Below are 12,875 nucleotides of genomic sequence, written 5' to 3'. Positions count from 1 at the left end.
GCTACTTCTTCTTTCGACGGTTCTTGCGCTGCGGCTGTTCACGCTGGCCCTTGGCCTGCTGCTCTGCCGCGGCGGCGGCAGCGGCATCAGCGTCTTCCTTCTTCACGCCTACTGGAGGCAGGCCCTTGGCGGCGCGGCGAGCGTTAAGTTCGCGCTCTGCTTCCGAACCAGGGGTCGGGTTGTTTCGGATAACCCAGAACTGCTGGCCCAGGGTCCACAGGTTCGAAGCGGTCCAGTAAATCAGCACACCGATTGGGAAGTTGATACCACCGATACCGAAGACCAGGGGCAGGATGTACAGCATCATCTTCTGCTGCTGCATGAACGGGCCCTCGAGGGCCTCCTTGCTCATGTTCTTGGTCATCAGCTGTCGCTGGGTGAAGAACTGCGATGCGGTCATTGCAAGGATCATGACCACCGCAACGATGATCACTGCCCAGTTGATGGCACCGGAATTGATGGTGCCCAAGAAGGTCTCGGACAGCGGAGCGCCCAGGATCGAGGAATTGTCGAAGCTGCGGATGTGCTCAGCGGACAGAGCGCCGATCGAACGTCCATCATCGCTGGCGCGGGAGGCTTCGTTCAGAACGCGGAACAGCGCGAAGAAGAAAGGCATCTGCACGAGCAGGGGCAAGCAGGAAGACAGCGGGTTGGTCTTATGCTTCTTGAACAGCGCCTGCTGCTCCTGAACCATAGCCTGGCGCGACATCTGGTCGGTCTTGCCCTTGTACTTGGCCTGCAGCTTGCGCAGATCAGGCTGCAGTGCCTGCATCGCGCGCTGGGACTTGATCTGCTTGACGAACACTGGGATCAGCAAAGTACGGATCAGCAGCACGAGGAAGATGATCGACAAGGTCCAGGTAACACCCGAATCCCCGTTCATTCCAATCGCGGTGAACAGTTCGTGGAATGCCCACAGAACCCACGAGACTACGTACGTAAACGGAGTCAGTATCGTGTCTAGGAAGTTGTTCATCAGTGGTCGAGCTCCTTGCGGCCGCTTTCCGCGGCGTCTTCATCGTCGGGAATCACAGGATGATTCAGAACTATGATCCTCGGCAGTTTGCCTTCTGGCCAAATCCTCGGTCCCTCAGGAACGTGGTCGACGCCTCCGTGGGACCACGGATTGCATCGGAGAATCCGCCAAGTGGTCAATCCGGCGCCTTTGACAACGCCGTGCTGAGTCACTGCTTCGAGCCCATAGGCAGAACAGCTAGGAAAGTATCGGCATACATCGCCATATAGTGGCGAGATGAGTTTTCGGTAAGTCTTGAGCAGCCCGATAACGATGTTGCGTGGGATATCGATGATGAACCACAGCAAACCGGTACGCGGAGCTAAGTCCTTACGCATCAGCGCGCCTCAATCTTGCGCAAAACAGCGGAGAAGGCTGAATTGACCTGGGAGTTGAGTTCTTCCCAAGAGAGTTCGGCGGCGCCAGGAAGTGCACGGAAGACGAAATCGACGTCGCCGTCCACGCGCCGCAGCTCGTGGGCGATTTCCCGCATTCGTCGTTTGGTGAGATTCCTTTTAACGGCAATACCTACAGCCTTGGAAACAATGAATCCAAACCTGTCACCAAGGAACTCTTCGGTTTCTCGGTGCCGTGCATATAGCACGACGTTCCGGCGTCCGCTTCGGACGCCGGAACGTACAGTGGCTGTAAGGTCTTGCGCTAGGCGCAGTCGCTGATTCTTAGGCAACATCGGCTTCGGGTTGCTCTTTAGCTGAGCTCGTTGAAGTCATGCTGCCAAGAGCTGTTTCGCAAATTTATGCGGACAGCTCGGTGCGACCCTTGCCGCGACGTGCCGAAAGGATGGCACGACCTGCACGGGTACGCATACGAAGGCGGAAGCCATGCTTCTTCGAACGACGACGGTTGTTAGGCTGAAAAGTCCGCTTGCTCACGGTGACACTCCAAAACGTTTTAGATGATGCGTACTACCCGTTACTAGCTAGCTGGATAACAACAGGATGACGCTCGTGCTTTTTATAAAATGCGCTTTTTTCGCGGGCTCTTCCAAAAATGAGCAAGTCGCAAAAAGATGCGCATAGGACTGAATAACAATAGAAAACTATGCGCGCAAGGTCAAATTGGCGCACGAGTTCTGCCCATGCTCCCTACTTCGAGAGTCGGCCTGTGAATAATCTACCCCAGACTTGTGGATTAAGGCTGTGCATAACGAAAGAAAATTCACAGTTTTCCGCAAAACAGCTAGTCATCTCGCAGCGAAAAACGCTTGATTTCAAGGGAAAACCCGTTTTCCACAGTAATAACACCCGGTTTTTGCACGGAGCTGTGCATAACTGTGTGGATGATGGATAGAATCAATGCAGACGTGGTCCAGAAAACGACGTTTCAGAAGCCTGGAAACAGGATTCTTGTGACCAAGATTGCATTTAAACGGAAGCGGGGCGCCCTTAGTGAGCAGCGACGAAACCAATAGCATTGGTAGCTCTTGGCGCCAAGTCATCCGGAAGATCGAGGATGATGATCGCGTCAAGGCGCGTTACCGTGCCTTCGTATCGCTGGCTAAACCTCAGGGACTAATCGGTACGACGCTCTTAGTTGCGGTACCCAATGACCTCACCCGCGATATTCTGCAGACTCAGCTGCGCGAGCCGCTGGATGAAGCACTGCGAGAAGTCTTCCAGGACGAGATCCGTTGCGCCGTCAGCGTTGATCTCTCGCTCTCGGATGAGCTCGAAGAAGATGAGCCTGAAGCCAAAGCCGCCGCGCCGTCAGCTCCAGCAGTCGTTGAGACTCCTGGTCCGCGCCCCCAGCCAGCACCGCAGCCAACTCCCCCATCGAATTCGCAGGAGTTCGGCCGGCTGAACCCGAAGTACATTTTCGACACCTTCGTGATCGGCTCATCGAACCGCTTTGCCCACGCCGCAGCCGTTGCTGTTGCCGAAGCGCCGGCCAAGGCCTACAACCCGCTGTTCATCTATGGTGATTCAGGTCTGGGCAAGACTCACTTGCTGCATGCCATTGGCCACTACGCACGCCATCTCTACAAGGGCATCCGCGTGCGCTACGTGAACTCCGAAGAGTTCACCAATGATTTCATCAACTCGATCCGCGACGACGAGGGCGCAAGTTTCAAGCAGACTTACCGCAATGTCGACATTCTGCTCATTGACGACATTCAGTTCTTGGCCAACAAGGACGCTACCCAGGAAGAGTTCTTCCATACCTTCAATGCGCTGCACAACCACAACAAGCAGGTTGTCATCACCTCTGATCTGCCTCCCAAGCAGCTGCAGGGATTCGAAGACCGCATGCGTTCGCGCTTCGAGTGGGGCCTGCTGACCGATATTCAGCCACCAGAGCTGGAGACGCGTATTGCGATTTTGCGTAAGAAGGCCGACGCTGAAAATCTTTCAGCTCCAAGTGATGTCATGGAGTACATTGCTTCGCGTATTTCCACGAATATCCGGGAACTCGAAGGTGCTTTGATCCGTGTCACCGCTTTCGCGTCGCTGAATAACCAGCCCGTGGACCTTGCATTGGCCGAAACCGTGCTCAAGGACTTGATCAGCGAAGACGGGGCCCAGGAAATCACGCCGTCGACCATCATCAAGCAGACCGCAGAGTACTTCGGACTGAGTATTGATGAGCTGAACAGCAAGTCGCGAACTCGTACTTTGGTCACCGCGCGCCAGATCGCCATGTACTTGCTGCGTGAGCTTACCGACATGTCGCTGCCGAAGATTGGTGCAGAACTTGGCGGCCGCGACCACACCACCGTGATTCACGCGGATCGTAAGATCCGTGAGCTCATGGCCGAGCGCCGAGCGATCTTTAATCAGGTCACCGAGCTAACCAACCGGATTAAGCAGAGCCAGCGGGAGCACTAGCAGCGAGAAATCACAGGTGTGGATAAGACTGTGGATGATTTGGTGACGACCTGCGGATAAGTGCGCAAACCATGTGGACGTTAAAAATCATGGAACTGAGTATCAACAGGATGATGGAACTGAGTCTCATGTTCAACCACAGATTGTTCACATGCACAATCGTGGGCGGGTCTGGGGTTACAGGCCTTATCCACAGTATCCACAAGGGTTATTAACACTTCTCCTTTAAACTCTTAATCATCCAAATAACGAGTCCACTCCACACCCTCGAGCCAAATCCTGTGCAGAACAATTTTTTGTTGCATCGTCCACACTTCGTTCATTGAGCAGACGTTGCGCTATCAGGGCGTGGCAAGATTAGATGGATAAAACGTGCAATTACCTGCTCTATGCTTAAGAACTTGGCGAGGGAACAACCTTCTTGGCCTGACTTAAGACTTATGGGTTCCGAAAGGCGGATTTTTCGTGAAGTTCAGCGTTGAAAAGGATGTATTGGCAGACGCCGTATCCTGGACTGCCCGGTCCCTGGCACAGCGACCACCATCACCTGTTTTGGCTGGCATTCTCATCACCACCCATGAAGGCCTGGTTCGGCTCGAGGGATTCGACTATGAGATTTCCTCGCATATTGAGATTCCCGCGGACATTTCTGAGCAGGGTTCGATCTTGGTTTCCGGCAAGCTCTTGGCTGAGATCACCCGATCGCTGCCTAACTCGACGGTCACCTTGGAGACCGAAGGCTCGAAGATCTCGCTGACCTGTGGCCGTTCACGATTCCACCTGGCCACCATGCCAGTTGATGAATACCCAACCCTGCCTGAACTTCCAGCTATCGCCGGCACTATCGATGGCCAAGCATTCTCCGAAGCTGTATCGCAGGTTATCGTTGCGGCGTCCAAGGACGACACCTTGCCAGTTCTCACCGGCATCAAGGTTGAAATTGAAAATGACCTGATCACATTCTTGGCCACGGACCGCTACCGTCTGGCTCTGCGTGAACTCAATTGGACTCCGAACCAGGCAGAAATCTCGACCTCCTTCCTGATCAAAGCCAAGACCCTCAACGAAGTTGCCAAGACTCTCTCGAGCTCTGGCGAGCTGAAGCTTGCAATGAGCGAGAACGGAGAAATGGTTGGCTTCGAAAGCTCCAACCGCCGGACCACTTCGCTGCTGATCAATGGCGAATACCCGAAGATCCGCTCGCTGTTCCCAAGCGACACCCCAATCCATGCCACCGTTCGCACCAGCGAGCTGATGGAAGCTGTTCGTCGTGTATCGGTGGTTGCCGAACGCAATACCCCAGTTCGCATGGCTTTTACCGATGGCCAGCTGACCTTGGATGCTGGCACCGGCGAAGACGCGCAGGCTGAAGAAGCTATTGTTGCGTCTCTTCGCGGCGAAGACATCGTCGTTGCCTTCAACCCGACCTTCTTGTCCGAAGGCCTGAACTCCTTCAATACCGATTTCGTGCGCTTCTCCTTCACCAGTGCGCCCAAGCCGGCCATGCTGACCGGCCAGAAGAAGCTGGATGAGGATGACCAGGACCAGTATCGCTACCTCGTGATGCCGGTTCGGTTGCCCAACTCGAACTAAGCCAATTTCGTGGTGGATGGCTTTAGCCATCCACCACCTTCTTTCTGTCAGGACCTCGGTGTATATCTCGCAGCTTTCACTCACGGGCTTCCGCTCGTATGCGCAGGCCGACGTGCACCTGGCCCCTGGGATCAACGTTCTGATCGGCCCCAACGGCGTCGGCAAAACCAATATCGTTGAGTCCGTTGGCTATTTGGCCAATCTCTCTTCGCATCGCGTGAGCAATGACGCCCCTTTGCTGCATTTCGGTTCTGAGCGCGCGCTGATCCGCGGCACCGTGCATCTCGGCCCGCAAACCACAGTGATCGAGGTCGAAATCACCAGTGGCAAGATCAATCGTGCCCGCATCAACCGGGCCAACCCGGTTCGCGCTCGGGAGATCCTGGGCATGGTGCGCACCGTGCTCTTCGCCCCGGAGGACATGGCGCTGATCAAGGGCGACCCGTCCAACCGCCGCAAGTTCTTGGACGAGCTCCTGGTAGCCCTGCGCCCGGTAGAAGCCGGCACCAAGAACGACTACGACCGCATCGTGAAGCAACGCAATGCCCTGCTCAAATCCATCCGCGGCAAGTCCAAGCTGAGCACCTCGCAGGAAAACACCCTCAAGGCCTGGGATCTGCAGTTGGCCTTGACGGGCGCTCGATTGATCCGCGGACGCCTTGACGTCCTGGCCTTGATTCGCCCGTACATGCAGGCCGCCTACGCGGATTTGGCCGATGGCGCGAAGGAAGCGCGCGCCGTCTACCGGTCCTCGCTCGAGGGCGAACTCGATGAAAACAGCCTTCCGGCAGAGGACCTTGAATCCTTGGACCAAGAAGAAATCCAGGAACTGCTGCTGAACGCCATTGAAGTTAATCGCAGTCGGGAAGTCGACCGCGGAATTTCGCTCTTTGGACCGCACCGGGACGATCTGACCCTGATCCTGGGACCGACCCCTGCCAAGGGCTATGCCTCGCACGGGGAAACCTGGTCCTTTGCCCTGGCCCTGCGCCTTGCCGCCTACCGTGTTTTCGGCGATGACGATCCGCGCCCAGGTTCCGGACCCATCCTGATCCTTGATGATGTCTTTGCCGAACTGGACACCACCCGTCGTGATCGTTTGGCGCATATCGTTGCCGGAGCCGAGCAGGTTCTGGTGACCGCCGCCGTTGTCGAAGATGTTCCAGAAGCACTGAAGGGACATTTCTTCCAGGTCTCCCCTGGCCAGGTTGTCGATGCATGAGCCATCAGAACGGGATGAACACCGCTTCGATCCAGAGATCGATGCGGCCAAAGCACTGCTCAACCGCATGCGGAAGCTCGCCGAAGAACGTGGCGAGAAGCGCATAGATGCGGCGCGCATGGACAAAGTGCGCAAGCGAAAAGCCGCCCGCCGCGGATTCGCCGCTGAAAAGCCGGAATCCGCCGAGGGGGCGATCCGCGATCCGCGCGCCATCGGCGAAGTAGTCTCCCGCTTGTCCAAGTCCCGCGGCTGGAACACCCAGGTCGCGGTCGGATCGGTACTCGGCCGCTGGCCCGACATCATTGGCGTGGAGAACGCGAAGCACTGCAAGCCGGAATCCTTTGAAGACACGGTGGTGGTGATGCGCTGCGATACAACAGCGAGAGCTGCGCAAATGCGCCTGCTCAGCCACGATATTCTGAAGAAATTCGATGCCGAGTTGGGTCCCGGGATCGTCACCGTGATCAAGGTGCTCGGGCCTAATGCTCCCTCCTGGCGCCATGGCATGCGTTCGGTGGCCGGCCGGGGTCCACGCGACACATACGGGTAGAAATTGCTGGCACGGCATATGGCGCACTCACGGACCCGGAGGGTGGATCCCCCCACACTTGATCGCCCCAACTGCCTCAGAACGTCAATTAGCAGCTTTTGGTGGGCGATTTAGGCCTCAAAGTCACCGTTTATTTTGGTCTACGCGGTAGAATTAGAGGTAGTGAAATGACTCCGCTGCGGGCTTGCCCGGCGGCGGTGTCCCTCCAGACCATGATTGCCTGACGCGCTGAATCCATTGCAGCGGGCAATCGCGCGCCAAATCCGAGGAGTTCGTAGCACCCGTGTCTACCGAAAATGCTTCACCGCAGGAACCGGCTGAAAGCCAAGCCCCCGCGGAATCGATGACTTCCAAAGTCGAACACACTTACGGCGCCCAGGATATTACCGTCCTCGAAGGACTCGAAGCGGTACGCAAACGCCCGGGCATGTACATCGGTTCCACCGGCCCTCGAGGCCTGCACCACTTGGTCTACGAAGTCGTCGACAACTCCGTCGATGAGGCGCTGGCTGGCTACTGCGACACCATCAACGTCACGCTGCAGGCCGATGGCGGCGTGCGCTGTGAAGATAACGGCCGCGGCATCCCAGTAGACATCCACCCAACCGAGGGCAAGCCAACCGTAGAGGTTGTCATGACCATCCTGCACGCAGGCGGCAAGTTCGGCGGCGGCGGCTACGCGGTCTCCGGCGGCCTGCACGGTGTGGGCATCTCCGTGGTGAACGCCCTGTCCGAGAAGGTCGACACCATCGTGCGCCGCCAGGGCCATGCGTGGCGCATCGGCTTCGGCAACGGCGGCCACACCGTCCAGGAGCTGACCAAGGGCGAAGAAACCGAGCTGACCGGCACCAGCCAGACCTTCTACCCGGATCCGGAAATCTTCGAGACCACCGAATTCGATTTCGAGACGCTTCGCGCCCGTTTCCAGCAGATGGCCTTCCTGAACAAGGGCCTGCGCATCACCCTCACCGATGAGCGAGTGCAGGACAACGAAGAGCCCGAGGCCGAGGTCGAGGAGGAAATCGAGAACCAGGTAGTCAAGCCGCGCACGGTGGACTACCTGTACAAGGACGGCCTGCTGGACTACGTCAAGCACCTGAACGCCGCCAAGAAGATCGAACTGGTCCACGACGAGGTCATCGCCTTCGAATCCGAAGATGCTGCCCGCGGCATCAGCCTGGAAATCGCGATGCAGTGGACCAGCGCCTACGCCGAATCCGTGCACACCTACGCGAACACCATCAACACCCATGAAGGCGGCACCCACGAAGAGGGCTTCCGCGCGGCCCTGACCGGCCTGCTCAACCGCTACGCACGCGATAACAAGATCCTGCGCGAAAAGGACGACAACCTCACCGGCGAGGACGCCCGCGAAGGGTTGACCGCCGTGATTTCGGTCAAGCTCTCCGAGCCCCAGTTCGAGGGCCAGACCAAGACCAAGCTGGGCAACTCGATGGCCCGAGGCTTCGTCCAGGGCGTGGTCAACGAGGAACTGGGCGACTGGTTCGAGCGCAACCCGAACGTGGCCCGCGACATCATCCGCAAGGCCCAACTGGCTTCGCAGGCCCGCATGGCCGCCCGCAAGGCCCGCGACAACGCCCGCCGCAAGTCGCCGATGGAATCCTTCGGCATGCCGGGCAAGCTCTCGGACTGCTCCTCGAAGAACCCTGCCGAGTGCGAAGTGTTCATCGTGGAGGGCGACTCCGCAGGCGGCTCCGCCAAGCGCGGACGCGACCCGCACACCCAGGCCATCCTGCCGCTGCGCGGCAAGATCCTGAACGTGGAACGTGCCCGCCTGGACCGCGCGCTGGGCAATGCCGAAGTGCAGGCGATGATCACCGCCTTCGGCACCGGCATCGGCGAAGAGTTCGACATGGCCAAGCTGCGCTACCACAAGATCGTGCTGATGGCCGATGCCGACGTGGACGGCCAGCACATCACCACGCTGCTGCTGACCTTGATCTTCCGCTTCATGCGCCCGCTGATCGAGCACGGCTACGTCTACCTGGCAGCCCCGCCGCTGTACCGCATCAAGTGGTCCAATGCGCCGCATGACTACGTGTTCACCGACAAGGAACGCGACCAGGAGCTGCTTGCCGGCCAGGCCGCCAACAAGCGCCTGCCCAAGGACAACGGCATCCAGCGCTACAAGGGCCTGGGCGAGATGGACTACTCGGAACTGTGGGACACCACCATGGATCCGGAGCACCGTACGCTGCGCCAGGTCACCATGGATGACGCGGCCGCCGCGGACGAGGTGTTCTCCGTGCTGATGGGCGAGGACGTCGAGTCCCGCCGTAACTTCATCCAGCAGAACGCCAAGGACGTGCGCTTCCTGGATATCTAGCCGGCCGCCGCCACCACAGATATCCACCGAAGACTTTTTTGACTTGTAAGGGAAGAAATTGAGCGACGAGCAAACCCCTGAGAACGCACCAATGGACGGCGAGATCATCGAGCCGGTCCCAGAAGGCGGTCGCATCGACCAGATCGACCTGCAGACCGAAATGCAGCGTTCGTACCTCGACTACGCCATGGCCGTTATTGTCGGCCGCGCGCTGCCGGATGTGCGCGATGGCCTGAAGCCGGTGCACCGCCGCGTGCTGTACGCAATGTACGACGGCGGCTACCGCCCTGAGCGCTCGTACAACAAGTGCGCCCGCGTGGTCGGCGAAGTCATGGGCCAGTACCACCCGCACGGCGACACCGCGATCTACGATGCGCTGGTCCGCCTGATCCAGGACTGGGTCATGCGCTACCCGCTGGCCCTGGGCCAGGGCAACTTCGGCTCCCCGGGCAACGACGGCGCCGCCGCCCAGCGTTACACCGAAACCAAGATGGCCCCGCTGGCCATGGAAATGGTCCGCGACATCAACGAGAACACCGTTGATTTCCAGGACAACTACGACGGCAAGAACCAGGAACCAACGGTTCTTCCGGCGCGTTTCCCCAACCTTTTGGTCAACGGCTCCTCCGGCATCGCCGTGGGCATGGCCACCAACATCCCGCCGCACAACCTGCGCGAAGTCGCCGAGGGCGTGCAGTGGTACTTGAAGAACCCGGAAGTTTCGCGCGAGGAGCTGCTCGCCGAGCTGATGCTGCGCGTGAAGGGCCCGGACTTCCCATCCGGCGCCATGATCCTGGGCACCAAGGGCATCGCCGATGCCTACCGCACCGGCCGCGGCTCGATCACCATGCGCGCAGTGGTCAACGTGGAGGAAATCCAGGGACGCACCTGCCTGGTGGTCACCGAACTGCCGTACATGGCCAACCCGGATAACCTCGCGGTGAAGATCGCCGAACTGGTCCGCGACGGCAAGATCGCCGGCATCGCCGACATGCGCGACGAGACCTCGGGCCGCACCGGCCAGCGCCTGGTCATCGTGCTCAAGCGCGATGCCGTGGCCAAGGTAGTGCTGAACAACCTGTACAAGCACACCGAGCTGCAGTCCAACTTCTCGGCCAACATGCTCGCGATCGTCGACGGGGTGCCGCGCACCCTGCCGCTGGATGGATTCATCCGCCACTGGGTCACCCACCAGATCGAAGTGATCGTCCGCCGTACTGAATACCGCCTGAAGAAGGCCGAGGAAGAAGCCCACATCCTGCGCGGCCTGCTCAAGGCCCTGGATGCCCTGGACGAGGTCATCGCCCTGATTCGCCGCTCGGCTACCACCGAGGCGGCGCGCGACGGGCTGATGGAGCTGCTGGACATCGACGAGGCGCAGTCCCGCGCCATCCTCGACATGCAGCTGCGCCGCCTGGCCGCCCTCGAGCGCCAGAAGATCCAGGATCGCCATGCCGAGCTCGAGCGCATGATCGCCGAATTCCAGGCGATCATCGCCGATCCGGCACGCCAGCGCCAGATCGTCTCCGAAGAACTGCAGGAAATCGTCGACAAGCACGGGGACGAGCGCCGTACCAAGGTGCTGATGGGCTACGACGGCGACATGAGCGTCGAAGACCTGATTCCCGAAGAGGAAATGGTCGTCACCATCACCCGCGGCGGCTACGTCAAGCGCACCCGCATCGACAACTACCGTTCGCAGGCACGTGGCGGCAAGGGCATCAAGGGCGCGAACCTGCGCGGGGACGACGTGGTGGAGCACTTCTTCGTCACCTCGACCCACAACTGGCTGCTGTTCTTCACCAACCACGGCCGGGTTTACCGCACCAAGTGCTACGAGCTGGCCGAGGCCGGCCGCGATGCCAAGGGCCAGCACGTAGCCAACGTGATGGCCTTCCAGCCGGACGAGCACATTGCCCAGGTGCTGGACCTGCGCACCTACCAGGATGCGGCCTACCTGATGCTGGCTACCCGCAACGGCTTGGTCAAGAAGACCCGCCTGGAGGATTACGACACCAACCGCACCGCCGGCGTGATCGCGATCAACCTGCGCGAGGACGATGAACTGGTCTCCGCGCAGCTGGTCAGCGAATCCGATGACGTGATGCTCGTCTCACGCAAGGGCCAGTCGGTCCGCTTCACCGCCACCGATACCGCGCTGCGCCCCATGGGCCGTGCAACCTCGGGCGTGACCGGTATGAAGTTCCGCGAAGACGATGAACTGCTGGCAGCCGATGTGGTCCGCGAAGGCTCCTATGTCTTCACCGTGACCAACGAGGGCTACGCCAAGCGCACCACCGTCGAGGAATACCGTGTGCAATCCCGCGGTGGTTTGGGCATTAAGGTGGCCAAGCTCAACGAGGAACGCGGTGAGCTGGTTGGCGCGCTGATCGTCGACGAGACCGATGAGGTCTTGGTGGTGATGGGCTCGGGCAAGGTGGTCCGCTCGGCCGTTTCGCAGGTTCCTTCCAAGGGCCGCGACACGATGGGCGTCATCTTCGCCAAGCCGGACAAGAAGGACCGGATCCTTGCGGTTGCCAAGAACTCTGAGACTGAGCTCGAAGAGAACTTGGAGGAAGATGCCGTAACGTTGGACGCAGAAAACACGATCGATGAGTCATCGGCTGTGCCAGAAAACGAATCCGGCGCGGAAAATGATGACAACACTAACGGAGGTAACGCATGAGCACGCCCTCGACGCCACGCCCCAGCGGCGGTGCCCCGAAGAGCGCAGCGCCGCGACCTACCCAGGTAAAGCGTCCAGCTCCGACCGGTACTGGCGCCCGTCCGGCTAGCGCCGGCGCACGACCAGCAGCAGGCCAGGCACGTCCAGCGGGCCAGCGCCCGACAGGAGCGCCGCAGCGCCCAACCAGCCAGCAGCGTCCGGCCAATGGCCAGGATCGCCTGGTTCGTCCAGCGCCCAAGGCGAAGGTCCGCAAGGCCCGCCTGCTGGTTTCCAAGGTGGAGCCCTTCTCGGTTCTGAAGCTGGCCTTCCTGCTCTCGGTAGCTTTCGGTGTGATCACCGTGGTTGCCGCCGTGGGCATCTGGGCTGTCTTGGATCTGACCGGAACCTTTGATGCGTTCAACCAGCTGATGCGCGAGGCCATTGGCGCCGACGGCAACTTCGACCTGCGCGACACCATGTCGCTGGGCCAGGTGGCTTCCTACGCGACGATCATCGCAGTGGTGAACGTAGTGGTAATTTCCGTGGTCTCCATGCTTGGCGCGGTGCTGTACAACATTGCTGCTTCACTGGTCGGCGGAGCCGGAGTGACCCTCACCGACGACTAGGAACACCCCAA

11 protein-coding genes are annotated in these 12,875 nt (G+C 59.5%); 7 read left to right on the top strand and 4 right to left on the bottom strand.

Annotation, left to right across the window (positions count from 1 at the left end; translation table 11 throughout):
- Nucleotide 1: 1 nt before the first annotated feature.
- The 4 genes from yidC to rpmH form a co-directional block, all read right to left on the bottom strand.
- The gene (yidC, locus tag CQ012_RS11255) at nucleotides 2-976 is read right to left on the bottom strand and encodes a membrane protein insertase YidC (protein WP_105658696.1); all 975 of its coding nucleotides are present in this window, start codon (nucleotides 974-976) and stop codon (nucleotides 2-4) included.
- Nucleotides 976-1,353: a membrane protein insertion efficiency factor YidD gene (yidD, locus tag CQ012_RS11250; protein WP_105662201.1), complete on the bottom strand. Its 378-nt coding sequence runs from the start codon at nucleotides 1,351-1,353 to the stop codon at nucleotides 976-978. The genes yidC and yidD overlap by 1 nt, the downstream gene beginning before the upstream one ends.
- Complete coding sequence (rnpA, locus tag CQ012_RS11245) at nucleotides 1,353-1,706, bottom strand: ribonuclease P protein component (protein ID WP_105658694.1); 354 nt, start codon at nucleotides 1,704-1,706, stop codon at nucleotides 1,353-1,355. Before rnpA ends, yidD begins: the two co-directional genes overlap by 1 nt.
- Nucleotides 1,707-1,770: 64 nt before the next feature.
- A complete protein-coding gene (gene rpmH, locus CQ012_RS11240; protein ID WP_075972541.1) occupies nucleotides 1,771-1,908 on the bottom strand; it encodes a 50S ribosomal protein L34 in 138 nt (45 codons plus the stop codon).
- A 516-nt stretch (nucleotides 1,909-2,424) separates the two neighbouring features.
- Between rpmH and dnaA the strand changes: the two genes are divergently transcribed.
- From dnaA to CQ012_RS11205, 7 genes are all read left to right on the top strand, one after another.
- Nucleotides 2,425-3,861, top strand: coding sequence for a chromosomal replication initiator protein DnaA (dnaA, locus tag CQ012_RS11235; protein ID WP_105658693.1), 1,437 nt, complete (start codon nucleotides 2,425-2,427; stop codon nucleotides 3,859-3,861).
- Between the two features lie 465 nt (nucleotides 3,862-4,326).
- Nucleotides 4,327-5,454, top strand: coding sequence for a DNA polymerase III subunit beta (dnaN, locus tag CQ012_RS11230; protein ID WP_105658692.1), 1,128 nt, complete (start codon nucleotides 4,327-4,329; stop codon nucleotides 5,452-5,454).
- A 58-nt stretch (nucleotides 5,455-5,512) separates the two neighbouring features.
- Entirely contained in the window at nucleotides 5,513-6,676 is a 1,164-nt protein-coding gene (gene recF / locus CQ012_RS11225) for a DNA replication/repair protein RecF (RefSeq protein ID WP_105662200.1), read from the top strand.
- Nucleotides 6,669-7,226, top strand: coding sequence for a DciA family protein (locus tag CQ012_RS11220; RefSeq protein ID WP_105658690.1), 558 nt, complete (start codon nucleotides 6,669-6,671; stop codon nucleotides 7,224-7,226). Before recF ends, CQ012_RS11220 begins: the two co-directional genes overlap by 8 nt.
- Nucleotides 7,227-7,569: 343 nt before the next feature.
- Nucleotides 7,570-9,573, top strand: a complete 2,004-nt coding sequence (gene gyrB / locus CQ012_RS11215; protein WP_219844139.1) for a DNA topoisomerase (ATP-hydrolyzing) subunit B — start codon at nucleotides 7,570-7,572, stop codon at nucleotides 9,571-9,573.
- 58 nt (nucleotides 9,574-9,631) lie between these two features.
- The gene (gene gyrA, locus CQ012_RS11210) at nucleotides 9,632-12,259 is read left to right on the top strand and encodes a DNA gyrase subunit A (protein ID WP_105658688.1); all 2,628 of its coding nucleotides are present in this window, start codon (nucleotides 9,632-9,634) and stop codon (nucleotides 12,257-12,259) included.
- Complete coding sequence (locus tag CQ012_RS11205) at nucleotides 12,256-12,864, top strand: DUF3566 domain-containing protein (RefSeq protein WP_105658687.1); 609 nt, start codon at nucleotides 12,256-12,258, stop codon at nucleotides 12,862-12,864. The genes gyrA and CQ012_RS11205 overlap by 4 nt, the downstream gene beginning before the upstream one ends.
- The last annotated feature ends 11 nt before the right edge of the window (nucleotides 12,865-12,875 follow it).

This window comes from Arthrobacter sp. MYb214 (assembly GCF_002979865.1).
In the GTDB taxonomy this organism is placed as follows: domain Bacteria; phylum Actinomycetota; class Actinomycetes; order Actinomycetales; family Micrococcaceae; genus Glutamicibacter.
This window is presented reverse-complemented; position numbering and strand designations above follow the sequence as displayed.